The organism is Synechococcus sp. R55.8 (assembly GCF_047461895.1).
Taxonomy (GTDB): domain Bacteria; phylum Cyanobacteriota; class Cyanobacteriia; order Thermostichales; family Thermostichaceae; genus Thermostichus.
The window spans coordinates 1-25,676 of the sequence record NZ_JANSIB010000007.1 but is presented as its reverse complement, the minus strand read 5'-3'; the positions used below and the strand labels follow the sequence as shown (position 1 = coordinate 25,676).

The window sequence follows — 25,676 nt, the reverse complement described above, 5'->3', positions numbered from 1 at the left end:
GCCCGCTTAAAAGCCCAAGCCATCGGCTCCTGCGGTCACTATGCCTTTTTCTGGGTTCAGAGTGACGATAGATCCATCCCGGATTAAGCGGGTAGCATCCTTGACCCCCACCAGCACCGGCACCCCCAGCCGCAGGCCAATGACCGCCGCATGAGAGGAGGCTCCCTCTTCTTCGGTAATCACGCCGGCTGCCTGTTTGATGGCCTCCACATAGTTGGCGTCGGTGGATTGGGCAACCAAAATGTCTCCGGCGGTGATTTTGCCGGCATCGAGGCTGGATCTCAAGATGCGGGCCGGGCCGCTGACAATGCCTTTGCCAAACCCTTTGCCTTGAGCCACCACCGCTTTCACCACATCCACCTTGATCAGATCGGTGGATCCCGCAACGCCTGGCAGGGTTCCTGCACTGAGCACCACCAAGTCGCCATCCTTGAGCAAGCCATCTTCCTGAGCCAAGCTGATGGCCGCTTGAAAGGTCTGGCGGGTGGTGGCCAAATCCATAACCAACAGCGGATGTACCCCCCAAACCAACTGCAGCCGCCGTGCCACTTCCACATGGGGGGTTACGGCTAGGATGGGAGTGCGGGGGCGAAACTTAGAGACATTGCGAGCAGTAGCCCCTGTTTTGGTCAGGGTCATCACGGCTACAGCATCCAACTCTTGGGCGATCTCCCCCACGGCGCGGCTGATCGAGTCGGTGATCAGGGTTTTGGGCCGCATTCCAGCAGGACTGTTGCCGTTGTTTTGGCTCAGCTCCTGCATGGCAAGGGCGCGAAGGCGTTGTCGTCGGTCGGCGGAGGTCAGGTCAAAGTAATCGCGCTCGGTGCGCACGGCAATGCGGGCCATGGTGGCAACGGCCTCGACAGGGTATTTGCCCACAGCCGTCTCGTTGGAGAGCATGACGGCATCGGTGCCATCCAAAATGGCGTTGGCCACATCGGAGATCTCGGCACGGGTGGGTCGGGGGCTGTGCACCATGCTGTCCAGCATTTGGGTGGCCGTAATTACCGGGATCCCCAGGGAGTTGGCCAGGGCGATCACCCGCTTCTGCAGGATCGGCACCTCTTCCGCAGGCAGCTCTACCCCCAGATCTCCCCGCGCCACCATCACACCGTCGCTGAGGGCCAAAATCTGGGGCAGCTGTTCAATGGCCTCGTGTTTCTCGATCTTGACGATGATGGGTACCCGCTTGTCGGCTGAGCCGGAAGAAGGCCGTTTGGCAGAGGCGATGAGCTCCCGCAGCTCCAGCACATCAGAGGGATCCCGCACAAAGCTGAGGGCCACCCAATCCACCCCTTGGTTGAGGCCGAAGTAGAGATCTTCTTTATCCTTTGGGGTCACGGCGCGGATGCTCAGGCGCACACCGGGGAAATTGACCCCCTTGTTGTTGGAGAGGGTACCCCCGACAATGGTGCGGCAGAAGAGTTCGCCCGCTTCCGGATCCACGGCTTCCACCCGCATCTCCACTCGACCATCGTCGATGAGGATCGTCGCTCCTTCGGGCACTTCTTGGGCCAGCTTGTCGTAGGTGACCCAGCTGCGCTCTTGGGATCCCAAGACGGGCTTACTGGTCAACACAAAGGGATCCCCTGCCTTGAGGGTGATCGAGCCTTCGGCGAACTTGCCCAGGCGGATTTTGGGCCCCTGCAGGTCTTGCAAAATGGCGACCTGGATGCCCAGATCCATCGCGGTTTGGCGGATCAGGCGAATGCTGCGGCGGTGTAGCTCGTGATCCCCATGGGAGAAGTTCAGGCGAAGGGTGGTTGCCCCTTGCAGGATCATCTCCCTGAGAATGGCTGGATTTGAGCTGGCAGGGCCGATGGTGGCAACAATTTTGGTGCGTCGAAAAGAATCCCTCAAATGCATGTCCACTGTTCCCAAGGGAGAGCAGCCCAGATCCTTCCCCCACATAGGGATCTCTCTGATTACGATAACCCGTTATGTCTTTTTTGAGGCACCGCTTTTTTAAAATCCCCAGCGAGAGAGGATGGGAAAATAGGCAAAGCAGAGTGTAGAGATCCATCTGGAGTCGAGCGATGCCGGTTGCCCCCGAATACGCCTTCCCCTTCGAGCACCATCAGAAGTTCTCTCTGGATAACCCCACCATCTCCAGCCCAGGGGTTTCCAAGCGGGAATACATAGCCAGCAGAGTACTGCAGGGTATCGTGAGCAATCCCCAGACTCCCGTCGGCGATTTGTCTCCTGAGCAACGACAGGCTTTGGTCTATACGGCGGTGTTGTTGGCAGATGATTTGTTGGCGGCCCTCGGCGCTCAGTAGAGAGGTTCTTGAGATTGCAGCGCACCCTCTTGGGGTGAGGTTTAGGCCGAGGTTGACCGTTCGCGGCGGGGGGCCGTAGGCTCTGCTACTACATACGCCGCAGCCGTTGAGTCAACTCTTCCCCCAAGCGCATCCATTCTGCCATCCCTTCGGGATTCACCTGTCGGTCATCCTGCCAGAGAATGAGGTGGGCGCCGGCCCCTTCGGCACAATAGTTGGGATATTGCTCCAAAAAACTGAGGACGCCGGGATGAAAACGTAGCCGAACTTGAGCTTCATCCTGTCCTCGCAAGAGATAGCTCCGAGAAAACTTAGGGTGGCTCTCGAAGTTGATATCTTGCATGCCAAAGGCTTTGGCGATGCCGTGGAAAAAGGCATTTTCGGGGTGCAGCCGAAAACGCGGCAGATGAAGATCCTCGTGATAGGCGTAGAAGACGGACTGGCGATAAGTGCTGGAACTCTTGCCCCTGCCGCGGGTGTATTGGTAATCAAAAACGGTAATCTCAGTGCCATCGATCAGCCGCTTGGACATCGAATTATAGAAACGCCGCCCATGGCCTCGTTCAAACAGTCCAAAGCCTGCTTGCAACAAGCGAGATCGAATCTCTTCAGGCAACTGGGCAGAAAAGCGCATTCCTAGCTGTGCAGCTACCCGCTCCAGAGCTTCTCGACGTTTCTTTTCGTGGTAAAGGGCTAGAGCCAAGATCCCGGCAGCCAGAGCTAAAAACAGGATAAAAATAAGCAACCCCATACCGTCTCCCTCGGCTTAGCCACTGCAGCGCCCATCCCCACAATACCTGAGCAGATTTCCAAAAGGATCCCTGCCTTCGACCATTCAGCCGAGCGGTCTCCCCTTGTCTTTTGTAGAGAAGTGACCCAATACAGCTGAGTGTGTCAAAGTTTGACGAAATTGTAGGGAGCGGTGAAGTTGTTGTAGCGAATGCGCAGCCGCCCCTGGAAGGTCTGGTCTAGCTCCTCTACTTTTTGGGCAAAAACCGGCTCATCTTCCCAATTGATCAAAAACGAGCCGTTGTAGGCCATGTTTTCGGTGAGCAGATCTCCTTCTACGCGGTCGCTGGCCAAGGGGCTGAGGGCTGCTGTAAAGGTCTGGGCAATGCGCTGACGTCGCTGCTCTAAGAGCTGCTCTAGAGCCCGTCCGATCTCGACTACCGCGTCCAATCCCAAAGGAGCGCCGGCCATTTCGTCTCGCCGAGCTTTGAGGGCAGGGTTTTCCTCTAGCCCCAGCTTGAGCTCCTGCTCGGGATCCCAGAAGACTTTGACTCCCACCTCCCGCTTGCCCTCCAGGCGCTCCAGCAGAGCCAGCAGATCCGCCAAGCGGGGCTGCACCAAGTCCTGTTCCACCTGCTCCCAGCCGCTCACCACCAGGCCAAATTGCAGAGGCAGCAGAGCCCGGTGTCCCTCGTTCATCACTTTTTCCAGCACGGCCTCATGGGCGAGCAAGTTGGCCCGGCTGGCCAGGTAGCGCTCCTGTCGAGCCTGGGAGTACAAGAAGGCCAGGGATCCCAGCCCGTGAACCTGCACCGGCTGCTTGTCCAATCCCACCACACTCAGATGACGCGGGCCGGGGGCAGCGACGATCCCGTAGAGGTAGAGGGAGCTATGGGGATTTGCCGTTGGCATTGCTGCGGGCATCTCCGATCAGCCACGTGAGGTTGGACTCTTCGGTGTCGATGGCATTGCCATCCGAGGAAATGCAGTAGCGACCCATCACCATCTGGTGGCGTAGGGTCACGCCTGCCGCAATCTGGGTGTAGTTAAAAATCAAGCTGCCATCCAGCGTACACCCTTCATTCAACACACATCCGTAGCCAATTGCCGTGGGGCCGATGAGTTTGACCCCGTCCGCCAAATAGCTGCTGGCCCCGATGTAGACCGGTGGCTCGATGTGGATGCGATCCCAGTTGGCGCGGATGTTGATCCCCGTCCATACGCCGGGTTGAATCTGGATCCCAGGCACCTTGACTCCCTTGATCTCGCCGCGCAGCACTTTTTGCACCGCCAGCCAGTAGTCGTGGGTGCGGCCAATGTCCACCCACTGAAAGTCAGCCGTGATCCCATAAAAGGGGGCACCCGCTTTCACCAAGGCCGGGAAGAGATCGCTGCCGATGTCGTAGGGGCAGCCAGGGGGAATGTAGTCGAACACTTCCGGCTCGAAAACATAGATGCCGGTGTTGATGGTGTGGCCGAGGGCCTCTTCCCGCCTAGGCTTTTCTTGGAAGGCAGTGATGCGACCCGTCTCGTCGGTGACTACCACCCCATAGCTGGAGACCTGGCTGGGATCCACCTCCCGCAACACCACGGTGGCCAGCGCTCCCTTGGATTTGTGGAAGTTGACGATCTGCGTGAGGTTCAGGTCGATCAGGGCATCCCCACAGAGCACCACAAAGGTACTGTCGAAAAATCCGGAGAAATCCTGGATCTTGCGCATACCGCCAGCGGAGCCCAGAGGTTCGGCCACCGGCTGGCCGTTCTCAAAATGGCCTTCGAAGGAAAAGCCGATGTGAACCCCCCATTGCTGCCCATCTCGAAAGTAGTCTTCGATTTGGTGGGCCAAGTGGCTGGTGTTGACCATGATCTGGTCGAAGCCGTGTTCCCGCAGCAGCTCCACCAAAAATTCCATGACAGGCTTGTGCAAAATGGGGATCATCGGCTTCGGCATCATGTAGGTGATGGGCCGTACCCGCGTGCCTTTGCCTGCTGCCAGGATCATGGCTTTCATGCCGTCGTCACTCCTCCGGGCTAACCGTGCTCTGACTTTATCATCCCAGGATCGGCATTCCAGAGAACCGGCGGGGCTTTCAAGAGGCTGGGGAATCGCTGCTGGGATTCCGATCCCCTACAATCGAGGGGGTCTGCTCTTCTGGGCATTTCGCCAAGGGTTTCCCCTGAGCCCCTCGTTTTGCCCCGTCTCTCCTGAGAGTTCCACCCGGCAGACGGGGATCCCAGCATTCTTATATCGATTGCTCCCAGCTCAAGTTCAGAACTCAGATCGGCAGAGGAAGATGCTGGATGGCCGTCCCGACAGCCCACCCATCACGATTGCCCTGGCCAAGGGGGCCTTGCTGCCTGAGGCCATTCAATGCCTGCAGCAGGTGGGGATCGATTTCAGCCGTTTTTTGGATCCCGGCAATCGCCTGCTGCGGATTGAATCCCCCACCCGGCTGAACGGACAACGCTACGAAGCGCTGCTGGTGCGCACTCACGATGTGCCGGTGTACGTGGAGTACGGGCAGGCGCAGTTGGGCATTGTCGGCTACGACGTCTTGCGGGAGCGCTATGCCGGCACCGCAGCGCGGGTGGCCCACCTGTTGGATCTCCAATTTGGCCACTGTCGCATGTCGGTGGCCCTTCCCCAAGATAGCCCCTACCACTCGGCAGCTCAGTTGCCTGCTCATGCCCGCGTGGCTTCTAAGTTTGTCGGCTGCGCCCGGGAGTATTTTGACCGCCTGGATTTGCCGGTGGAGCTTATCTCTCTCTATGGTTCGGTGGAGTTGGCCCCCCTCACCGGCATGGCCGATGCCATCGTCGACTTGGTAGCCACAGGGCGCACCCTGAGGGAAAACGGCCTGATTGAGCGAGACTGCCTATTCGAGAGTACAGCTCGCCTGATTGCCCATCCCATCAGCTACCGTGTCAACCAACAGCCTATCCGCGAGTTGATCACCCAGATTCGGGAACGCTGGCTGGGATCCCTGTTGGTGGGTGGCTAATTTTGAGGCACTTCCTCTGAGGGGGATCACGATTGCGTACAATGGGGGCATTCGGGCTTATTTCCCCCAGCAGCGTTCAGATTCAAAAAAGGTTTTTCGAGGTTGATTATGCGGTACCGTCCACTGCTCGCCATCCTGTTGGCGCTTTGTTTGAGCGTCTTTGCTGTTCCGGCTAAGGCTGCCAAGGCGCCGCTGACCTATGACCAGATCCGCAACACCGGCAAGGCTGCCATTTGCCCTTCGGTCTCGGACAACGCCCGGGGCCGTATCGAAGTGCCTAGGGGGGGATCCCTGAAGCTGACGGATGTCTGCTTCCAGCCGGTGCAAATTGAGGTGGAAGAAGAAAAGCGGAACGGCGAGAAAGAGTTCATCAAGGCCAAAAACATCATGATCTCAGCGGCCACTCTGGGGCCGATTAAAGCTGAGGTGACTCCCAAAGACGGTGCGCTGGAGCTCAAAGTGGTGGATGGGATCACCTTTCAGCCGACCACCGGCCAAATGCCCCGCCGCGAGCTGGTGCCGTTTCTGTTTAGCGTGAAGGACTTGGTCGCCACTGCCCAGGGCTCCGCCATTGACCCTTCGACCGATTTTGAAGGGGAGTTCTTGGTGCCCGGCTATCACAGCAGCACCTTCCTCGACCCGCGCGGGCGGGGATCCAACACCGGCTACGACACTGCGGTAGGTCTACAGGCTGCCAAAGATGATTTTGCCACCAACCGCAAGGTGGACGAGGTTTCCCAGGGGAAAATGTCGCTGCGGATTGCTCGCGTGGATGCCAGCACTGGCGAAATGGCGGGATCCTTTGTTAGCATTCAGCCTTCCAGCACCGAGCAAGGGGCGATGGAACCCCACACTGTTCGCATTCAAGGCCTGTTTTACGCCCGCCTGGCGGGAGAGTCTTGAAAGCGCCTGAGGGCAGAGAATAACCCGCCTCAAACCAGGATGGGCAGGGATCCCGGAGATCTCCGCCCGTTTCTGTTGGCTATGTTCTCTGTCCAGGTTGGCCCCTTTTGCCTGTTGGGGAAGTGTGCAGCGATAAAGTCTGGGCCAGATGCCGCCACAGGTTCATTTGCAGATGGCCGATGCCACTAACCTGCCTTTTATGTTGACTCTGGACCCAAGGGGACTCTCAATCTGGACTCAAGGAAGCCCTTTGTGAGTTCCGCTTCAGCCAGTACCGCCACCAGTGCGGATCCGAGTTCTGCTGCGCTTGCTACCCTGAACGGAGCCACTTTGCCGCAAGATGAGGTTCAGGGCAAAGAGGGAAGTGATGGCCAACTACGACTGGATTCTGATCGGCGGTGGGATTACCGGGGCAGCCCTAAGCTATGAACTGGCCCGCCAGGGGGGATCCGTTCTCCTCGTGGAGAAAGAAGCGGTGCTGAAGGGGGCAACCCGCTACAGCTACGGGGGCTTGGCCCATTGGGCGGGCAAAACGCCGCTGCTCAAAGCTTTGGGGGAAGAAGGGATCCAACGCTACCGCACCCTGTCAGAAGAGCTGGAGGCAGACATTCAATTTCGCGAGCTGGATCTGCTCATGCCCATTGCCCCCGGCTACGATGCAGAGGCCGTTGAGGCGGATCTGGCCGACTGTCGCATCCCACCCCGGCGGATTTCGGTGGCGGCAGCCTGCGAGCTGGAGCCGCTGCTGGATCCGGCCGCTCTGGAAGTAGTCCTCTGGGCTCGGCATGGCCACATCAACCCCTTGTTGACGGCGCTGGCCTTTCAAAAAGCCTTTCAACGATTGGGGGGATCCCTCTTGATCGCAACAGCAACGGCCCTGCGGCGGCAGGGAGCGCGCATCACGGGCGTAGAGTCCGGAGCCGACTGCTACGGAGCAGGCCAGGTGGTGGTGTGCGCCGGCGGCTGGACACGGGCTCTGTTGCGCCAAGCGGGAATCCGGGTGCCCATCTACTACACCCATGCCGAATCCCTGGAGCTGGAGCCCTCGGATTTGCAATTGAAAGCGTTGGTGATGAGCGTGCCCGTGCAACGCTTGGAACTGGAACGACAAGCCGCCCATCCCGATCGGGATCCCCTTTGGGACGAGCCAGGGCACGAGCTTTGCCCGCCGATTCTGGATGCCGGGATCCTGCAATTTGTAGATGGCAGCATTCGCATGGGCCAGATCAGCCGGGTATTGACGGATCCCCATGCCGAGGTGGATGCAGCCGCCAGCGAAGCCCAGATCCGGGCACAAGCCGGTCGCTACCTGCCCAAGTTGGCCCACCTGCCTGGACGGTGGTATCACTGCTTGGTGGCCTTCAGCGCCGATCACCAGCCTCTGGTGGGATCCCTGCCCGGCTGGGAAGGCTTACAACTGTTTTCCGGCTTCAGCAATCCCCTGCCCATCCTGCCCGCTTTGGCCCGTCGCTTCGCCCAACAAGCCTATGGACAAGCGGATGAATGGATCCCTGCTCTGTCGCCGGCGCGGTTTGCCCAGGTTTGGAGTTGATGCCTTGCCTATTCTCGATGACCATCGCCAACAAGTCTGGAATACGGCTATCCCGTCTGCAGCATAATGAAAGCCGGAAGTTCTCTGCGTCGGATCTATGCCCAACAGCTTGCCCAGCTCCGTCGATCTCAGCCAGAAGCGCATTTTGCTCACAGGGGGCAGCGGCTTTTTGGGCAAACATGTGCTGCAACAGTTGCAGGTGCTGGGGGTAAAGCCGGAGCAGGTGCGCATCCCGCGCTCCCGCACCCAGGATCTGCGCCGTTGGGAAGTCTGCCAAGAGGTGGTGCAAGGGCAAGATATCGTCATCCATTTGGCCGCCCACGTGGGTGGCATCGGCCTCAACCAAGCCAAGCCGGCAGAACTCTTCTACGACAACCTCATCATGGGATCCCAGCTCATCCACGCCGCCTACCTGGCCGGGGTGGAGAAGTTTGTCTGCGTGGGCACCATCTGCGCCTACCCCAAGTTTACCCCCGTCCCCTTCAAGGAAGAGGATCTCTGGAACGGCTACCCGGAAGAGACCAACGCCCCCTACGGCATCGCCAAGAAAGCCCTGCTGGTGCAGCTGCAGGCCTACCGGCAGCAGTACGGCTTCAACGGCATCTACCTCCTGCCGGTGAACCTCTACGGCCCCATGGACAACTTCGACCCCGAAAGCTCCCACGTCATCCCAGCCTTGATCCGCAAAGTGCACGAAGCGCAGCAACGGGGCCAAAACTACGTCGAAGTGTGGGGGGATGGCAGCCCCACCCGCGAGTTTTTCTACGCTGAAGATGCGGCCCGCGGCATTGTCATGGCCACCCAGCTCTACAACGGGGCGGATCCCTTGAACCTGGGCACCGGCGAAGAGATCTCCATCCGGGATCTGATTGCCCTCATCTGCGAGCTGATGGAGTTCCGGGGAGAGATCCGCTGGCAAACGGACAAGCCCAACGGCCAACCCCGCCGCTGTCTGGATGTCTCCAAGGCCCGAGAGAGGATGGGTTTTGTGGCCAAAGTCGGCTTGCGGGAAGGGCTGCAGCGCACCATCGACTGGTACCGCCGCCACGCCTGCTCTGGGCAAAGCTAGGCAACCCCTTGGCTCTCCAGCCGGCCATCCTCCATGTGCAGCACCCGATCCGCGATGTCCAGGATGCGGTTGTCGTGGGTCACCATGAGGATGGTGCAGCCCTGCTCCCGCGCCAGCTTCTCCATCAGGGTCACCACCTCGCGGCCCGACTTACTATCTAGGGCTGCCGTGGGCTCGTCCGCCAGCACCAGCTTGGGATGGCTAACCAAGGCGCGGGCAATGGCCACCCGCTGCTTTTGTCCGCCGGAAAGCTGTTCCGGGTAGTAGTGGACGCGATCCCCCAGGCCCACCGCCGCCAGCATTGCTTCCGCTCGCTGCTGGGCTTCCTGAGGAGAGAGGCCGTTGTGCAGCTCCAGGGCCATGCGCACGTTTTGGGCTGCCGTCAGGGATCGCAGCAGGTTATGGGCCTGGAAAATGTACCCGACCTGGCGGCGGATTTGAATGAGAGTACTGGGCTGAGCTCCCCGCAGCTCCTGTCCCAACACCCGCAAGCTGCCCTCCTGCACTGAGCGCAAGGCCCCCAGCAGCGTCAGCAGGGTGGTTTTGCCGGAGCCGGAAGGGCCAGTCAGCAGCACGATCTCCCCTGGCTGCAGGGCAAAGCTAATGTCGAAGAGAATCTGCTTGCGCAGGGATCCCTCGCCGAAATAGTGGTTTACACCTTCGGCTTTCACCACCGGCTCAACGGCATTCTGGGCAGAAGCAAGGGCAGCTTGATCGAGAAGAGGAGTCAGCATAGGAAACTCAAAATCTCAAAACTTTGCGTTGACAACTCATTGACCACTTAGGCCGTCATTTGGAGCGTTGAGATGAGACCATTTAGAAACCTTTGGCCGGAGAGCGTTGATGAGGATCCCAGCAGTTTTTAGACAGCCTAGCTCAAACCCTTCACCATCCATCCGATCCCCTTTGGCAGACTATTGACTTACCAACGCCCCGGCGCCCTGCCCACAGCCAAAACTCTAGAAAATGTCGGCAGGATCGGCTGCCCGCAGCCGTCGCACGGCAATCGCTCCTGAGATGAAACACATGCTCACCGCCAGCCCCAGCACCAGCACTGCCCGGTTGAAGGTCATGGCAATAGGCAGCAACGTGGCATTGGCCGTCAAATCGTAGAGCAAAACCGACAGGGCAAAGGCAGGAATGTACCCCAATCCGGCCAGCAGGATCGCCTCTTGAAATACCACTCCCAGCAGGTAGGTATCGGTATAGCCCATGGCTTTGAGAGTGGCATATTCCGCCAGGTGATCTGACACATCGGTGTAGAGAATTTGATAGACAATCACAATGCCGACAATAAAGCCCATGCCCACCCCCAGGCCGAAAATAAAGCCGATGGCTGTGCCCTCTTCCCAGTAGGTTTGCTCCATATCGATAAACTCCGCCCGTGAGAGCACCCGCACATCTTCCGGCAGCAAAGCCCGCATCTGCCGCACCAAGGGATCCGGATCCACACCCGGCTGGAGTTGCACCACGCCGATATCCACCAGGCCGCGCCCCCGCTGCGGAAAAATGCGCAGGAAATTGAGATCGCTGGTGAGAATGGTGCCGTCGGCTCCAAAGGTGGCCCCCATCTCAAACAGGCCCCCCACCTGGACGCGGCGGTTTCCCACCTCAGTAACCACCTCTCGCCCGGACTCAAACCACTCTGGGATGGGGCCAAACTCGCTGCGGGAGCGGCGGTCAAAAAGCACCACGTCCGCCTTTTTGATCTCTTCCAGCTTGTCCGGCGTCAGTTCCGGCAAGTCCAACAGATCAGCCGAGGGATCCACTCCCACCACGAAAATGCTGCGGGTACGGCGGGTCTCCGGGTTTTTCCAGAGGGCAAAGCCCACATAAACGGGTGAGATGGCCCGCACCCCCTCAAAGCCCAGAGCCTGATACAGCCGCCGCTGGGAGAAGGTGTTCATGGCAATCAGGGCGTTGGACTGAGGGCTGACCAGGAAGATCTCTCCCTTCAGGGCCACGTGGAAGCGGATGGCACTTTCCAGCAAGCTATCCTGGAAGCCCAACTGCATGAACATCAAGATGCAAGCAAAGGCAATGCCCGCCAGGGCCACCAGCAGGCGGATCTTCTCCCGCGTCAACTGCAGCCAGGCCAACGGGATCCGATGGGCGATAAAAGCCACACTGAACAGGCTGTACATGGGCTGAGCCTACCCCTCGACATCGATGGCCACATTCACCTGCAGGTTGGTCAGGCCAGCCACGCGGGCGCTGCTCTCCGGATCCAGGCGGATATACACTTCCACCACGCGGGCATCCACATCGGCAGCTGGGTCGGTGTTGAGCACATCTTTCTTGCCAATCTGCAGGCCTACCCGCTCCACTCGGCCCTGCAGGGTTTCTGGCAGAGCGCGGTTGCTAATGGTGGCCTGCTGGCCTGGCCGAACCCGCAAGATGTCTGTTTCGTAGACCTCGGCCACCACCATCATTTGGTCAGTGTTGCCCAGCTCGAGAATGCCCTCGCCGGCGGGGATGACCTCTCCAGGGCGGGTGTGGATCTTGAGCACCTGTCCAGCACGGGGAGCGCGGATGAGGGTGCGCTCTAGGCGAGCTTCTGCCAGTTCCAGATTGCGGGCCAGGGATCCCAGTTGGACTTGGGCTTGGGCCAGACTCAGTCCCGCCTCGGCAGCTTGGACTTGGGCTTGGGCATTGAGCAGATCCCGCTCACGGGCCAGGCGCAGTTGGCTCAGGGTGGCTTCGGCAGCCCGCAAGTCCTCCTGTCGTTGCCGCACCAGCAGCCGGCGTTGATCCAGCTCTTGTTGCGAGATTGCTCCTTCCTGCCAGAGCTCCTGAAAGCGGGCCAGATTGGCCTCGGCATCGGCCAGTTCTGCCCGGATACGTTCCACCACCGCTTCCTGGGAGCGGATTTGCATCTGTTGCGGCTCGTCCAGACGGCTGAGGCGGGTGCGTGCCTCTTGGATTTGGGCCTGACTGAAACGGGTCTCGGCCTGCAACCGGGCGCGGGCCTCTTGAAGTTGGGCGGCAGCGTACTCTCGCTCCGCCAACCGCTCGGCGTAGCTTTCCAAGCGGGCCAGCACTTGGCCTGCCACCACGCGATCCCCCTCGGCCACCAGCAGCTCTCCCAGCCGTTCTCCGGGGAAACCGGCAATGCGCAGCACTTCCCCCTCCGGCTCCAGGCGACCCAAAGCACCAACTTGCGGAGGCAGCCGCATTTCCACCGTTGCCTCTGCACTTGCCGATACCGACTGTGTGGCTCCCTGTTGGCTCAATCCCAGCCATGCCAGACCGGCACAACCAAGCAGCCCGACTCCTGCCAGCGACCAAAGCGCTCGTGGGTTCATGGCCTTTTACCCGCTGTGGCTTTGCAGACGACAAACGCCGCCTCCTTTTCTTAAATAAGTGTAAAGTTTTTGGGATGAAAATGTCCAGCTGTATTCTGTGTTGCTTGTGCTCACCGTATTTTCACCCCCTGTGGGTTCCCCAAGGTGCCGGCAGATCACGGCAACCGGTGGGGCGCAGCCTACCTAGCTCTGGGGATTCCTGATATGATGTGGCCTGTTCGAACCTGTTTGTAGTCAGCAGAACGCAGTCCTTTTTTTGGAGTGTGGCGGTTTTAGGAGTGGGGTGGAGTTGCGATGGTGGAAACAGTTGGAGGAGGGGATCCCATCCCGCCGTTGCCGGTTCGGTCTCAGCCTCCGCCCCTGCATTTGGATCCCCTAGATCCCTTGCTTTCCACCTATCACTTTGTGGGCATTGGTGGAGTGGGGATGTCGGCCCTGGCCTATATCCTGGCTAAACAAGGGTTTCGCGTTTCCGGATCCGACATTGTCGCCAATGGCCGTACCCGCCGCCTGGAAGCTTTGGGGGTGCGCTTCTTTCAGGGCCACAGCTTGGAGGGGTTGGTCGGGGATCCCCAGGTGGTCTATTCCAGCGCCATTCGCCCCACCAATCCAGAATTGGCTGCTGCCCTGGGCAAGGGATTGACGGTTTGGCACCGGGCAGACTTGTTGGCGGCTCTGTTTAACCGTCGCTCTGGCATTGGGGTGGCCGGCACTCACGGCAAAACCACCACCAGCAGCATGATCGGCTATGTGTTGCTCTCGGCGGGCTGGGATCCCACCTTGATTATCGGCGGGGAAGTGGATGCCTGGGATGGCAATGCCCGTCTGGGCAAGGGGGAGTATTGGGTGGCCGAGGTGGATGAGTCGGATGGATCCCTGGTGCGGCTCTATCCCAAGATTGGGGTGATCACCAACATTGAGCTGGATCACCCCGATCACTACGCCGATTTGGGGCAGGTGATCCGGGCTTTTCAACAGTATGGGCAGCAGAGCCAAACGCTGGTGGCCTGCCTGGACTGTCCCAACGTGGCGGCTCACCTGAGGGTGGATGTGGGCTACAGCCTGACCGGTCATCCCCAAGCCCAGTACCAAGCTCGCCAAATCCTCTACACTGCCAGTTTCACCTGCGCTGAGATCTGGGAAAAGGGATCCCTCCTCGGACAGCTTCGCCTACAGGTGTTGGGATCCCACAACCTCAGCAATGCCCTGGCGGCGGTTGCCGTTGGGCGACAGTTGGGCTTGGAGTTTGCGGTGATTGCCTCAGCTTTGGCGCAATTTCGGGGGGCGCATCGCCGCTTTGAGCACAAGGGGGAAGTGGGTGGAGTCACCTTTATCGACGACTATGCCCATCATCCCAGCGAGATTCGAGCCACCCTGCAGGCAGCACGGCTACAGCAGCGGCGGGTGGTGGCCGTGTTTCAGCCTCATCGCCACAGCCGTTTGGCTGCCTTGTTCCAGGATTTTGCCCGCTGCTTTGGGGAGGCGGACGTGGTGGTGATCGTGCCTACGTATGGAGCGGGAGAGCCGGCGCCTGAGGGTTCCGACAACAGCTTGCGCTTGGCCGTGGCGGTGGCGGAGCACCATCCCCATGTGCGCTATGTGTCGTCTTTGCCGCGATTGCCGGAGGTGTTGCCGTCCGTCCTGCAGCCTGGAGATCTCGCCGTTTTTTTGGGCGCAGGGGACCTAAATCAGCAGATAATCGCTACGATGCGGGCATATGCGGCTCAGGTGAGGGAACAGCCTGGGCAAGCCAAAAATCCAAACTTCAGCTGAAAAGATAGCTGCTTCTGAGGTATTGAATCATGACGACGGCTCCGGTGGTGCCTCAGCGGGATGGTTCCTGTGAGTCTGAGGCGGCAAGTCTTACCGCTGAAGACAGGCTTCTCCCCCGCGGGCCGGCGGCTCTGCTATCTGGACGAATTCAATCGGGGATCCCGTTGGCTCCTCTGACCACCTTTCGCGTGGGCGGCAAAGCGGAGTGGTATTGTGAGCCCCGTAGCCATCTGGAGCTGCAGCAGTGTTTGGCTTGGGCGCGAGCAGAAGGGATCCCCACGACGCTGTTAGGGGCAGGCAGCAATCTGCTCATCAGCGATGCGGGGTTGAAGGGGCTGGTGATCGGCACTCGCCGTTTGCGGGGGATCCAACTGCTGGAAGGGGGGAGAATGTGGGCCGCTGCCGGAGAGCCTTTGGTCAATCTGTCGCGGGCCGCCGCCAGGCAAGGCTGGAGTGGGTTGGAGTGGGCCATCGGGATCCCTGGCACGCTAGGGGGAGCCGTGGTGATGAATGCCGGTGCCCACGGACGCGCCATGGCGGATGTGCTGGTGGAAGTGCAGATTTTGGACGAGGAACAAGAGCCCTGCCGCCTAGAACCTGCCGATCTGCAATTTGGCTATCGCCGCTCTCGCCTACAGGACTCCCCCTGGACGGTGACAGGAGCGACGCTGCAGTTGATCCCAAGCAGGGATCCGTCCCAGGTGCAGTGGGAAACCCAGCGCTACCTCAACCAACGCCTAAGCTCTCAGCCCTATCATTTGCCCAGTTGTGGCAGCGTCTTTCGCAACCCAGAGTCTCACCCTGCCGGCTGGCTAATCGAGCAGGTCGGCTTGAAGGGGTACCGCATCGGTGGGGCCCAAATTTCAGAGCGCCATGCCAACTTCATCCTCAATTGCCATCAGGCGAGTGCCAAGGACATTTACCGCTTGATTCGCTTGGCCCAGGAAAAGGTCTATCAACAATGGTCGGTGCTTTTGGAGCCGGAAGTGCGCATTCTGGGATCCTTTGAGGATTAGAGGAGCATTGGGCAGACAATTTGGACTGTTTTCTTTTGGCGATTTTGATGATTCTGCTCTTAAACTGTTCTTACCAGCTTAGATGCTCGTCGATTCTTTCCTATCGGCTTATGAGTCAAGATGTAGCCACCTTACGTCGTTTAATTCAACGGCTCAATCAGTCCCACACCACTGCGGAAGAACGCCGCTATTTGGTGGAGATCGGCAGCCTGGCTGCTTTGCTCACCCCGGAAGAGGCTGCCGCTTTGGCCCAGGATCCCAAGCAACTCACCGCCGAGCAGCACTATCGCATCTGGGACTGGGTGCATCGCTGGGAACGGGAGCACCGCCACGAAGATCTGGACTGGGATCCCTCTCTAGACCGACACAACGACTAGAACTCGAAAGAATCCCGTCCCGCTATCACGAACAAATCCCGGCCAGAGTCTAAGACAAAAGCCATCTCCAAGTCTCATTTTTGAACAGGATCCACACCCCCAAACCCACCAGAATCCAGGGCACCCAGTGTTCTGTCCGTTCCGTTAAAACCTTCGCCACTGCAGGCTGCATCGTCAGTTTTTGAGCCATTGCAAACCACAATCCCTTCATCAGAAAAAAGATCGTGGAAAAAAGGGCCAACCGGAGAGGGGTGCTGCCGGCAAACAGAGGAACGTACAGGCTGACATTATCTCCACCATTGGCAAAGGTGAGGAGCATGGACATCAGGGCTGGTGGGGGCAAAAAACTGACCAAGCCTTTTGGGTTGGGCGCTCTTGCAGTTCTTCCAGCTCTTCTTCCAGGGCTTCTTCCAGCTCAGGTTGCCACAATTTCCAACCGCCTACCGCAATCGGGATCAACCCCAGCAGCCCAATCGCAGGTGGCGGCAACAGCAGGCCCCCCAGGTATCCCAGAGAGCTGAGCAGGATCAACCCTGCCAAGCCCAAGTAGCCTCCCAGCCAAATGTGCCAGCCCTTCCACAGGGGTTGCAGCTGCGCCTGGGCAAACAACAGAACCAGCAAGAAAAAGTCGTCGATATGGGTGGCAACAAAAGCGAGGATCCCTTCGACTAAAGTTGCCCAGAAAATTGCCAGCGGCATAGGGTTAAGAAATGGGGAAGATGGCGCTGATATCGACGAGGTGAAACTGAAGCAGCCCAACAATTGCCGAAGTATAGGCGGTAGAAGAAGCCAGCCCAATCAAGAGATCGCGTTTCATATTGCGGGGTTTCTCGCCTTTCTCGACGACATCCGTAGCGCCAAACTGCATCATGAGAATGCCCATCAAGTTGGAGAGCCAGTACCCCACGAGGGTTCCGCCCAAAAACCACTGTGGCTACCACAGGCTACACAGGTAGCCCAACCCATAGGCAATCGGCAGATTGAAAAACAAGTCATTCCACCAGGAAAGGGGAGACAGCATAAACCCCAAAATCAGTAAAATGCCACCTCGGAGCTTCTTCCCCATAGGTCTTGCTCTCCAGCGTTACGTCCTCACAATCTTAGCTTCACATTGCTTCATGAAAACCCAAAAACAATGTCTGGCTCTCCACCTGGGAGTGTGGCACGGCCTCTTCTCCAACTATCGACCCACCGCCGGCGGCTGGGAGCTGGGGGGCCAAAAGCGCAGCCTCATCACCTTTGAGGCCTTGGCTCCATCCTCTTCTTCAGGAAGTCCGGCGGCAGGGAGCGCGATCCGCCAAACCAACGCCTACTACCCCCTACAGGGATCCCCCACTCCCGAAAGCTCCCAGAGCTGGGTCTACCAGGATTTCTCGCCGGGATTGCGCTTTTTCCCCGATGGATCTTTTTCCAATGGGCGGCTGCAGCTGGCGCCGTTTAGTGATTTTGCCGTCGAGCAGGGCTTTCTCTGGGGGGATCGCAAGGCGCGGCTGGTGCAACAGTGGGATGCCCAAGGTCGTCTGGTAGAGGTAACCGCGATCCTGGAGCGGCGCGGCCAAGCTTTGGATCCCGTTGCAGACTGTGCACCCCTGAGCAGAGAGCAGCTGAGAGCCTGCCTCCAGGGGAGATGGCGGGGGATCGCCCAGAGCTTTGCGGTTGCCGAGGGCCGGTTTGCCGAAACCGAGGTGGACTGCTCGGGGGCAGAGTGGTTGAGCAACTGGGATCCCTTGCCGGGGGGGCTGTGGATTGGCGGGCCGGATCCCTTGCCCATCCCCACTGCCCAGCGGGATCGCAGCTTTTCGGTAAGCCTGAGCTGGTTTCCGCAGCCGGAAGACTGCCACTGTCTCTTGCGTTTGATCCGGGACTACGATGCCCGCGGTGCTTGGCAGCGGGTTACGCTGATCCGGGCGCAGAGGGATCCCGTTTGAGAAAGGCGCAAACCTGGGCAAACACCGTTTCCCGCTCCCCGTCCAAAGTGAGGATGTGGTCGGAGTGCTCCAGCCAAGACAAGATCTTCTCCTCGGATCCCAGCTCTTGATAGAGCCACGCTGCCTGTTCAGGATCCACTACTGTATCTTGGCGAGATTGCAGGATCAGAGTGGGAACCCGAATGCCGGCCACCTCTCCCTTGACCCGCTCGATCAGCTCCAGAGCGCTGCGCACCGCCGACAGATTGAAGCTGCGAAAATAGGCTACCTTTTCCGCCAAAGCGCGGACATCCCCGTCCCGAATGGGCAGATGGAAGCGGGGGACATCCTCCAACAACCACCCCAGGCTGTTCAGGTACTGCTCTGGGCGAAAAAGATAGTACCAGCGGTGGCGAATGGCGAAAAATGGCGCCAGCAGCACCAATTTGTAAACAGGATGGGCAAAAGCCAGGTGCAAAGCCAGCAGACAGCCGGTGGAAAAGCCCACCAAGGAAACGCGCGGGTACTCCTGCCGCAAAGCCAGGTAATGCTCCAAAGCCCGCCCGTACCACTCCGTCCAGCGGGAAGGGGGCATGTGGGCAGACCGGCGGTCGTGTAAGCGATGCGGAGCACTGTCATGGCCGGGATAGTTAAATCCCTGCACTGTCAAGCCAGCCGCCAACAGCCGCTCTGCCAGCCACTGCAACTCGTAAACACCGCCCCCCAATCCATGTAGCAGCAGACAGGCGTGTTCCCCTGCTCCTCGCCACAAAAAGGGTTCGTTACTCAACATAAAAAAATAAAACTCCGTTCCACTTCGCGACGGGATCCCTTGCTAGCCCAAGGTGATATCCAGCAACATCATCACCACAAACCCACTGATGACCCCAAAGGTGCCCTCCCGCTCCAACCCCTGCCGGTGCGACTCAGGGATGATCTCATCGGAAATGACAAACAACATCGCCCCTGCCGCAAAAGCCATGCCCCAGGGTAGTAGGGGCTGCGCCAGAGAGACCACCGTTGCTCCCAGGATCCCGCCGATGGGCTCCACCAGTCCGGTCAGCAGGGCGATGCCAAAAGCAAACCGCCGCGAATACCCTTGGCTTGCCAGCGACAAAGCCACCACCAGCCCCTCTGGAATGTTCTGCAAGCCGATCCCCAACGCCAACGCCAACCCATCGCCGACTTGGCCGGTAGCGAAACCCACTCCCACCGCCAGTCCTTCCGGGAAATTGTGCAGGGCAATGGCAATGATGAACAGCCAAATCCGCTTCAAATGGGCGCGGTTCTCCCCTTCAACCCCTTTGAAAAAGTGCTCGTGGGGAAAAAAGCGGTGGGCACTCTCCAGGAAGATCGCCCCCAACAACAGGCCTGCCACCATCACCACAGCCGCTCCAAACTGGGAATACCCCAGCGCCATGGCTGCCTCGGTGCCCGGCACCACCAGCGAAAACGAGGTGGCCGCCAGCATCACCCCACCCCCAAATCCCAGCAGGATCCCTTGTACCCTTTCGGAGAGCGAGGGAAGAAAAAGGGCCGGCAAAGCCCCCAGCCCTGTCGCCAAGCCGGCGATAAAGCTAGCCAGGGATCCCATCCCAATTGGATGCACAAGCCCCTCTCCACAAAGGCCGAATGCTTCTCAATTCTCCTCCTTTTGCGACATTGTGTGCGGTTTGTGGCCAACCGGAATGGCAGATCCCCTGCTATGGCTAGCCCACCACCGGAGTTAGGGTTGCTTTGAAAGGCTCTCGACAGCGCAGTAGATCTTCCGTTTGAGCCTGAATGGCTGCCAACGCTTCGACCTCTGAGATGCGGGTACTTTGACCGGCCTCGGTGATCGGGATCCCGTCTACGAACACTGTGTGAACATTGCTGGCCCAAGCGGCATAGGCGAGGTTCTGAAAGTTGGCTTGGAGCGCCAGATTTTGTGTTTATGAGCAAGGTACACAAGAGCAAGTCTGAAGGCTCTATTCCCCAGTTGGAGCTTGCCATCTGAGGCAAGGTTTATTCCCAACAGTGGTAGATTGCGTGGGCGCAGAAGCATCCTAAGCAGCAATTTGACCAGGCTATACTTTAGTAAGGCGGGTCGACAAAAACTAAAGAAAACTAAAGTCAAGTCTGATGATGAGGAGTGAAAAAGCGATGCAGAAAAAAGCAGTTACAAACCTTTTGGCTTTGAGTCTAGGGGCGGCCTGTCTGGGGCTGACCGGCTGCGGTGGCGGCGGAAGCAGCGGGACGATATTGCCCACGCCGACACCTACACCGACACTCACACCGACCCCAACTCCAACACCCACCCCAACCCCGACACCTACGCCCACACCGGGTGCCCCGACTTTTACCAAGGCATTTAGTCCTACCTCGGTGGCTGCTGGCCCCACTGCCAAAACAACCCTGACCTACACGATTACCAACACCGCTGCCCTGCCCCTGACTGGTCTAGCTTTTTCCGACACCTTGCCTGCCGGCTTGATCGTTGCCACTCCCAACAACCTCAACAACGGCTGTGGCGGGACGCTGGCAGCTGCACCAGGAGCAACTTCCATCTTGCTGGTCAACGGCTCATTGGCAGCCAACGCTAGCTGCACCATCAGCCTGGATCTTCAGGTTACAGCCACGACAGCGGGATCCCTGACCAGCCCCGCGGTAACCCTGAGCAGCAACCAAGCGCCTAATGCCACCGCTGCGGCTATCAACTTAACGGTAACGGTGCCAGCTCCCACCTTTACCATGGCCTTTGCTCCCAACCCGCTTGGCCCAATCGGCCCAGCTCCCGTTACCGGGAATGGAACTCTGACGTTTACAATAACCAACAACGCTGCCATTCCATTGACGGGCTTGGCCTTTAACCACACCTTGCCGGGAGCGCCGCCTTTAACCGTAGGGCCTGGTGCACCTCCTCCCTTACCTGCTTCCTGTGGTGCTGGAGCTACCCTCACAGCGTCGGTGGGTGGGAACACCATTCAATTCACCGGAGGACAAGTGGCTGTCGGCGCAACCTGCACAGTGACCATCCCTGTCCAAACGGGACCTCTGACCTCACCCGGCACCTACACCTACCCCAACTCCCCAGTAACATTGACCAACGCTCAGGCCGCCCCTGCCACAGCAGGACCGGTAACCTGGACGGTTGTGGTGAATTAGTCCTTCAAAAGCAGCTCGGCAATTTGAACGGCGTTGAGGGCTGCTCCTTTGCGGATCTGATCCCCGCACAGCCACAGCTCCAGGGCCTTGGGCTCGGAGATGTCCTGGCGGATGCGGCCCACCGCCACTGCGTCCTTGCCGGCCACGTCGATGGGCATGGGAAAGCGGTTCTGCTGCCAATCTTCAATGAGCACCACCCCAGGGGCCTGGGCCAGGATTTGCCGGGCTTTTTCCACGGGGAAGGGCTGTTCAAACTCCAGGTTGAGGGCCTCGGCGTGGGTACGTAGCACCGGCACCCGCACACAGGTAGCTGTCAGCCGCAGGTTGGGGGATCCCATAATCTTGCGGGATTCGTTGACCATTTTCATCTCTTCCTGGCAGTAGCCGTTCTCTTGCAGGGGGCTGTTGTGGAGGAAGAGGTTGAAGGCAATGGGGTAAGGGAACACCTGGGGCTGCAACGGCTGCCCCTGGAGGTAGGCGCGGGTTTGCTCTTGCAGCTCCACCATGGCGCGGGCCCCGGCCCCACTGGCCGATTGATAGGTGGCGGCCACCACGCGGCGCAGGGGAATGTGGCGATGCAGGGGGTAGATGGCCACGCACATTAGGATGGTGGTGCAGTTGGGATTGGCAATGATCCCTTGGTGACGGAAGGCTTCCTGGGGGTTGACCTCCGGCACCACTAGCGGAACATTGGGATCCAGGCGAAAGGCGCTGGAGTTGTCAATCAGCACCGCCCCCGCCTCGACGATGGTTCTGGCCCAGGCTTTGGAAACACTTGCTCCGGCAGAGGCCAGCACCAGATCCAGGCCCCGGAAGGCCGCTTCTGAAACTGGTTCCACCGGGATCCGCTCCCCCTTGAAGGTCAAATAAGTGCCCGCTGAACGGGGCGAGGCCAAAAGCTTGAGGTCGGCTACAGGAAAGTGGCGCTCTTCCAATAGCGTCAGCAGCTCCGTCCCTACTGCTCCTGTTGCTCCCAAGATGGCTACCCGTTGTTGCCGTGCCATGCTTTCTTGTCCTTAGGTTTTCCTAATTCTAGGGTTCCAGAGGTGGCTGTAATCGAGGCCAAAGCAGCCTGCACCTCTGCCAGCTCGACTTGATCGGTCAGCTCGGCCTGGCCGATGCGGCGGGGCAGAACGAAGCGAATCCGCCCCTGTTTGACTTTCTTGTCGGCCTGCATTGCCTGCAGCACTGCCTCCCAAGGGATCCCGGCCGGCCACCGGCTGGGCAGTCCTGCTTTCTCGATCAGGCGTCGTTGCCGTTCGGCTTCAGCAGCGCTCCACCACCCCAGGCGGCGGGCGATCTCCCCGGCAGCCACCATGCCGATGGCGACGGCTTCTCCGTGCAGGTAGCGGCGGTAGTGGGTGGCCGTTTCCAGGGCATGGCCGAGGGTGTGGCCGTAGTTGAGGATGGCCCGCAGGCCCGCTTCTTTCTCGTCCTGCTGCACCACCCAGGCTTTGCACTCGGCACAGCGGCGCAGCAGGTAGTGCAAGTCTGCGGGAGTAAAGTCGGTATAGCGGCTCAGTTGGGGTCGATCTTCCAAAAACTCAAACACATCGGCAGCCTGAATCACGCCGTATTTGATCACCTCTGCCAAAGCCGAAGTAAACTCCCGTGGGGGCAGAGTTTTCAGCACCGTCGGGTCAATCCACACCAGGCGCGGCTGATAAAACGCCCCGATCAAGTTTTTCCCCTGGGGATGGTTGACACCGGTCTTGCCACCAATGGCCGCATCCACCATGGCCAAAAGTGAGGTGGGCACCTGCACAAAAGGGATCCCGCGCAGCCAGGTGGCGGCGGCAAACCCCACCATGTCGCCAATGACCCCCCCTCCTAGAGCCACCAAGGTGGAGGAGCGCTCCAGGCCAAAGGCTAGGGCGGCGTCGTAGATCTTGGCCACCGAGCGCAGGGTTTTGTAGCGTTCGCCGGCAGGCAATAGGCAGAGGTGGGCGGCAAACCCCGCTTGTTGCAGCCCCTGCAGCAACTTCTCGGCAAAGTGTTTGGCAATGCCGGGATGGCTCACCACCAGAGCCTTGCCGGAAAGCCCTCTAGCTCGCATTTGGGATCCCAGCTGGATGAGGCTGTGGCCAGGGGGGCCTTCGGCAGACTGGAGGAGAATATCGTAGGAGCTGTGGGGAAGCTTGACAGGGATCAGATAGGGATCCATGCGTGTCGGTCCTGGGGGGCGGGATCCAGTGTGGCATGTTCTGCTCCCGTCTGCCTGCTGCAGGCATTGTCCTTGGGGTCTGAAAGCCCAGGGGATCCTGCTAGGGGTTGGGGTCAACCGGCTGCGGTTGGGGAGTGAGGGTTTCCAAATCCGGCAGAGCTGTTCCCGCCGGCGAGGCCGAGTCTTCCTGGGCCAAGTCCTGCAGGGCGGCTTGGGCCGGCTGAAATTGCGGATCCAGCTCCAGACAGCGCTGCAAGCTGGCTTGGGCGGCTGCTCGCTGGCCGGCCCGCAGTTGAATCAGCCCCAGGGTATGCCAAAAGGCGGGCCGCTGCGGATCCAGGTGCGTGGCCTGTTGGGCGTCTGCCAGGGCAGGTTCCAGCTTCCCCAATTTCAAGGCTTCCCAGGCGCGGTTGTTGAGGGCCACAGCATCTTCTGGGGTGAGCTGCAAAACCCGCGAGTAGGCTTGCACAGCTTGTTCGGGATCCCTCAGCTCGCTGTAGATCAACCCCAGGGCAAACCAGCCCCAGGGATCCCGTTCGTTGAGGTGGATCATCTGCTGGCAGGCGGCACGGGCTTCTTCCAGCCGGCCCAGGCGCCGCAGGCCGGTGATCTGGCCAAACCAGCAGGCAGAACTGCCGGGACGCTGCTGCACCAAGCGCTGGAAATGCCGTAGGCTGGTCTCATATTGCCCCAGCTCCTGCTGAGCTACCGCCAAGGCATAGCGGGCTGGAAAGTGCTCCGGCTTGATCTTGAGGGCTTCCTCGAAGTGGATACAGGCTTCTTTCAGGTAGCCCAATTTCTGGAAGGCCACACCGCGGGCGTACCAGCTTTTGTAGTTGTCGGCATCGTAGCGCAGGGCGCGTTCTAGGGCCTTGCTGGCCAGCCGATACTGCCCCAAGCGCAGCAGGGCCACCCCCAAGTTGTGCAGGGTTATGGGATCCCGGCGACGCAGCCGCAGCGAGCGCTTGTAACACTCGACAGCCGAGCGCAGCCGGTGGCAGTGGAAGAGGGCATTGCCTTGGTAGCGCCAAACCCGCGCACTTCTGGGGTTGAGCTTCAAGACCCGGGCAAAACTGGCCGCTGCCGAGCTGGGCCGACGCAGCCGCCGCAGCACGATCCCACGCGCCAGCCAGGTGCGGGGCTGTTTGGGGTTGTAGCGCAGCGCCTTGTTCAGGCTGTTCAGGGCCAGCTTAGACCGCTTCAGTTGCAGCAGGCGGATGCCGCGGTTATGCCAGGCCAGAGCATCTTCCGGGTTGCTCTCCAGCACCTTGTCGTAGTTAACCACCGCCGACTTGTACTGCCCCAGGCGCCCCAGAATCAGGGCCAGGCGCAGCCGGGTTTCTTCGTCGTAGGGGTTGATGCTCAGGGATCCGTTGTAGCTGTCCACCGCCTCGCGGTAGCGGGCCAGCTGCACCAGCACATCCCCACGGCGGCTCCAAGCCAGGGCGAAGTTGGGATCCATGTTCAGAGCCCGGTCGTAGGCGGCCAGGGCTTCCGTCAGGTTGCCGCGGCGACGCCAGTCTTCCCCCCGCTCGAATTGGATGTCGGCACTGTTCCACTGAAACAGCCGCTGAATGAACTGCAAAATGGCGATCTGACGCGCTCCTTCTTCTGGCGTGGCGGAGGGGGTTTCGCCTGTGGCAATGCGCAGGATGGCCATCTGGATGGCCCGCAAAAAGGCCTGAAATCCCCGCACCTCTTCATCTTCCAGGGACTCTTTCCCCTCACGGCGGCGGTATTGCAGCCGGAACCGCTGCAGATCCCCGGGGGCAGGGAAGCTGGGATCCAAAAAGTGCATTAGCTCCAAGGCGCGGTACTCAAACAGCACCGGATCCTCTTCTGAACCGGTAAAATCCAGCAGGGGCGCCTCTTCCAGGGGGCGGGGTAGCTCAGTGGGGGTGTGCAGCAGCGTCAGCAGGCGCTGGTTTTGTCGTGCCGGGGCATGGGGAAACCCGCTGTACAGCTCATCCCTTGGCCAGGGATCGGCAACAAACTCTGGAGAGGCCACCACTCCCACCCAGCGGCATTGTTCGATGGCCAGTTGCAGCTCCAGCTTGCGGTTATCCCCCGGCTGCAGCATCCAGCGGTCAAACCAGACTTTGAAACCCTCGCGATCCAGCCGCTCCGCCAGTTGACGCGCCCACCGGGCTTGCTCTCGGTGGTAGCGCAAGAAAAGGTCGAACTTGTAATGCTCTGAAGACATGAACGCCCGCTCGCTGATCTTCTCCAGCTTATCTTTGCGTTATCGCTGCGCGATGCTTTCACAAACGCAAACGCATTTGCTCCCCATCGGGTCTGGGGCAAGGAGCAAACCTAATGCTAGGCAACGCTTCCGCTCGATTGGTTCTGAATGGCGATGATGACCGGACAGCGATAGGCGATAGTTGGTGCAGGGCTTGAAAGGAGCATGCCTCTAACCCCCAAAACCCTGAACTTTGCTGAATTTACTGAGCTTT

General features: G+C 59.6%; 27 protein-coding genes. 10 read left to right on the top strand and 17 right to left on the bottom strand.

What is annotated here, in order from left to right; translation table 11 throughout:
- Positions 1–6: 6 nt before the first annotated feature.
- Positions 7–1,866, bottom strand: a complete 1,860-nt coding sequence (gene pyk, locus NW829_RS01445) for a pyruvate kinase (protein ID WP_414342660.1) — start codon at positions 1,864–1,866, stop codon at positions 7–9.
- Between the two features lie 170 nt (positions 1,867–2,036).
- Here pyk and NW829_RS01440 point away from each other — a divergent pair, with 170 nt between their 5' ends.
- On the top strand, positions 2,037–2,279 hold the full coding sequence (locus NW829_RS01440; protein ID WP_414351871.1) for a hypothetical protein: 243 nt from the start codon (positions 2,037–2,039) through the stop codon (positions 2,277–2,279).
- Between the two features lie 88 nt (positions 2,280–2,367).
- On the opposite strand, the gene NW829_RS01435 is transcribed toward NW829_RS01440, so the two are convergent.
- The 3 genes from NW829_RS01435 to NW829_RS01425 form a co-directional block, all read right to left on the bottom strand.
- Complete coding sequence (locus NW829_RS01435) at positions 2,368–3,030, bottom strand: hypothetical protein (RefSeq protein WP_414416282.1); 663 nt, start codon at positions 3,028–3,030, stop codon at positions 2,368–2,370.
- Positions 3,031–3,173: 143 nt separating this feature from the next.
- Positions 3,174–3,920, bottom strand: a complete 747-nt coding sequence (locus NW829_RS01430) for a GvpL/GvpF family gas vesicle protein (RefSeq protein WP_414416281.1) — start codon at positions 3,918–3,920, stop codon at positions 3,174–3,176.
- Positions 3,898–5,019 carry a sugar phosphate nucleotidyltransferase gene (locus NW829_RS01425; protein ID WP_414416280.1) on the bottom strand — a complete coding sequence of 374 codons (1,122 nt, stop codon included), beginning with the start codon at positions 5,017–5,019 and terminating at the stop codon, positions 3,898–3,900. The genes NW829_RS01430 and NW829_RS01425 overlap by 23 nt, the downstream gene beginning before the upstream one ends.
- A 283-nt stretch (positions 5,020–5,302) precedes the next feature.
- Here NW829_RS01425 and hisG point away from each other — a divergent pair, with 283 nt between their 5' ends.
- The 4 genes from hisG to NW829_RS01405 all read left to right on the top strand — a co-directional run bounded on the left by hisG (position 5,303) and on the right by NW829_RS01405 (position 9,534).
- Entirely contained in the window at positions 5,303–6,010 is a 708-nt protein-coding gene (hisG, locus tag NW829_RS01420; protein WP_414416279.1) for an ATP phosphoribosyltransferase, read from the top strand.
- Positions 6,011–6,118: 108 nt separating this feature from the next.
- On the top strand, positions 6,119–6,913 hold the full coding sequence (locus NW829_RS01415) for a photosystem II manganese-stabilizing polypeptide (protein ID WP_414383318.1): 795 nt from the start codon (positions 6,119–6,121) through the stop codon (positions 6,911–6,913).
- A 367-nt stretch (positions 6,914–7,280) separates the two neighbouring features.
- On the top strand, positions 7,281–8,465 hold the full coding sequence (locus tag NW829_RS01410) for an NAD(P)/FAD-dependent oxidoreductase (protein ID WP_414416278.1): 1,185 nt from the start codon (positions 7,281–7,283) through the stop codon (positions 8,463–8,465).
- A gap of 97 nt (positions 8,466–8,562) precedes the next feature.
- A complete protein-coding gene (locus NW829_RS01405; RefSeq protein WP_414416277.1) occupies positions 8,563–9,534 on the top strand; it encodes a GDP-L-fucose synthase family protein in 972 nt (323 codons plus the stop codon).
- Here NW829_RS01405 and NW829_RS01400 read toward each other — a convergent pair.
- The 3 genes from NW829_RS01400 to NW829_RS01390 all read right to left on the bottom strand — a co-directional run bounded on the left by NW829_RS01400 (position 9,531) and on the right by NW829_RS01390 (position 12,839).
- The gene (locus NW829_RS01400; protein ID WP_414383324.1) at positions 9,531–10,268 is read right to left on the bottom strand and encodes a DevA family ABC transporter ATP-binding protein; all 738 of its coding nucleotides are present in this window, start codon (positions 10,266–10,268) and stop codon (positions 9,531–9,533) included. The genes NW829_RS01405 and NW829_RS01400 overlap by 4 nt on opposite strands.
- Positions 10,269–10,493: 225 nt before the next feature.
- The gene (devC, locus tag NW829_RS01395) at positions 10,494–11,678 is read right to left on the bottom strand and encodes an ABC transporter permease DevC (protein ID WP_414342672.1); all 1,185 of its coding nucleotides are present in this window, start codon (positions 11,676–11,678) and stop codon (positions 10,494–10,496) included.
- A gap of 9 nt (positions 11,679–11,687) precedes the next feature.
- A complete protein-coding gene (locus tag NW829_RS01390; RefSeq protein ID WP_414416276.1) occupies positions 11,688–12,839 on the bottom strand; it encodes an ABC exporter membrane fusion protein in 1,152 nt (383 codons plus the stop codon).
- Between the two features lie 333 nt (positions 12,840–13,172).
- On the opposite strand from NW829_RS01390, the gene murC reads away from it, so the two are divergent.
- From murC to NW829_RS01375, 3 genes are all read left to right on the top strand, one after another.
- Entirely contained in the window at positions 13,173–14,612 is a 1,440-nt protein-coding gene (gene murC / locus NW829_RS01385) for a UDP-N-acetylmuramate--L-alanine ligase (protein WP_414416286.1), read from the top strand.
- A gap of 29 nt (positions 14,613–14,641) precedes the next feature.
- On the top strand, positions 14,642–15,628 hold the full coding sequence (gene murB, locus NW829_RS01380; protein WP_414413430.1) for a UDP-N-acetylmuramate dehydrogenase: 987 nt from the start codon (positions 14,642–14,644) through the stop codon (positions 15,626–15,628).
- A 110-nt stretch (positions 15,629–15,738) separates the two neighbouring features.
- Positions 15,739–16,005: a hypothetical protein gene (locus tag NW829_RS01375; RefSeq protein ID WP_414342676.1), complete on the top strand. Its 267-nt coding sequence runs from the start codon at positions 15,739–15,741 to the stop codon at positions 16,003–16,005.
- A gap of 49 nt (positions 16,006–16,054) precedes the next feature.
- Here NW829_RS01375 and NW829_RS01370 read toward each other — a convergent pair whose 3' ends face one another.
- The 4 genes from NW829_RS01370 to NW829_RS01355 are packed head-to-tail and all read right to left on the bottom strand — an operon-like array spanning position 16,055 to position 17,071.
- On the bottom strand, positions 16,055–16,330 hold the full coding sequence (locus tag NW829_RS01370; protein ID WP_414351861.1) for a cadmium resistance transporter: 276 nt from the start codon (positions 16,328–16,330) through the stop codon (positions 16,055–16,057).
- Positions 16,330–16,704 (bottom strand): cadmium resistance transporter, encoded by a 375-nt coding sequence (locus tag NW829_RS01365; RefSeq protein WP_414351860.1) that lies wholly within the window; start codon positions 16,702–16,704, stop codon positions 16,330–16,332. The genes NW829_RS01370 and NW829_RS01365 overlap by 1 nt, the downstream gene beginning before the upstream one ends.
- A gap of 4 nt (positions 16,705–16,708) precedes the next feature.
- Positions 16,709–16,927: a hypothetical protein gene (locus tag NW829_RS01360; RefSeq protein WP_414351859.1), complete on the bottom strand. Its 219-nt coding sequence runs from the start codon at positions 16,925–16,927 to the stop codon at positions 16,709–16,711.
- A gap of 12 nt (positions 16,928–16,939) precedes the next feature.
- The gene (locus NW829_RS01355) at positions 16,940–17,071 is read right to left on the bottom strand and encodes a hypothetical protein (RefSeq protein ID WP_414413428.1); all 132 of its coding nucleotides are present in this window, start codon (positions 17,069–17,071) and stop codon (positions 16,940–16,942) included.
- A gap of 52 nt (positions 17,072–17,123) precedes the next feature.
- Here NW829_RS01355 and NW829_RS01350 point away from each other — a divergent pair, with 52 nt between their 5' ends.
- Positions 17,124–17,933 carry a DUF3598 family protein gene (locus NW829_RS01350; protein ID WP_414416275.1) on the top strand — a complete coding sequence of 270 codons (810 nt, stop codon included), beginning with the start codon at positions 17,124–17,126 and terminating at the stop codon, positions 17,931–17,933.
- On the opposite strand, the gene NW829_RS01345 is transcribed toward NW829_RS01350, so the two are convergent.
- From NW829_RS01345 to NW829_RS01335, 3 genes are all read right to left on the bottom strand, one after another.
- Complete coding sequence (locus NW829_RS01345; protein ID WP_414416274.1) at positions 17,899–18,705, bottom strand: alpha/beta hydrolase; 807 nt, start codon at positions 18,703–18,705, stop codon at positions 17,899–17,901. The genes NW829_RS01350 and NW829_RS01345 overlap by 35 nt on opposite strands.
- A gap of 42 nt (positions 18,706–18,747) precedes the next feature.
- Positions 18,748–19,521, bottom strand: coding sequence for a ZIP family metal transporter (locus tag NW829_RS01340; protein WP_414416273.1), 774 nt, complete (start codon positions 19,519–19,521; stop codon positions 18,748–18,750).
- A gap of 100 nt (positions 19,522–19,621) precedes the next feature.
- A complete protein-coding gene (locus NW829_RS01335) occupies positions 19,622–19,771 on the bottom strand; it encodes a hypothetical protein (protein WP_414383339.1) in 150 nt (49 codons plus the stop codon).
- A gap of 283 nt (positions 19,772–20,054) precedes the next feature.
- Here NW829_RS01335 and NW829_RS01330 point away from each other — a divergent pair, with 283 nt between their 5' ends.
- The gene (locus tag NW829_RS01330) at positions 20,055–21,056 is read left to right on the top strand and encodes a hypothetical protein (protein WP_414416272.1); all 1,002 of its coding nucleotides are present in this window, start codon (positions 20,055–20,057) and stop codon (positions 21,054–21,056) included.
- Here the strand turns inward: NW829_RS01330 and NW829_RS01325 are convergent.
- The 3 genes from NW829_RS01325 to NW829_RS01315 all read right to left on the bottom strand — a co-directional run bounded on the left by NW829_RS01325 (position 21,053) and on the right by NW829_RS01315 (position 25,423).
- The gene (locus NW829_RS01325; RefSeq protein WP_414416271.1) at positions 21,053–22,060 is read right to left on the bottom strand and encodes an aspartate-semialdehyde dehydrogenase; all 1,008 of its coding nucleotides are present in this window, start codon (positions 22,058–22,060) and stop codon (positions 21,053–21,055) included. The genes NW829_RS01330 and NW829_RS01325 overlap by 4 nt on opposite strands.
- Positions 22,039–23,220 (bottom strand): 3-dehydroquinate synthase, encoded by a 1,182-nt coding sequence (gene aroB, locus NW829_RS01320; protein WP_414416270.1) that lies wholly within the window; start codon positions 23,218–23,220, stop codon positions 22,039–22,041. The genes NW829_RS01325 and aroB overlap by 22 nt, the downstream gene beginning before the upstream one ends.
- A 100-nt stretch (positions 23,221–23,320) precedes the next feature.
- The gene (locus tag NW829_RS01315; protein ID WP_414413022.1) at positions 23,321–25,423 is read right to left on the bottom strand and encodes a tetratricopeptide repeat protein; all 2,103 of its coding nucleotides are present in this window, start codon (positions 25,421–25,423) and stop codon (positions 23,321–23,323) included.
- Positions 25,424–25,676 lie beyond the last annotated feature (253 nt).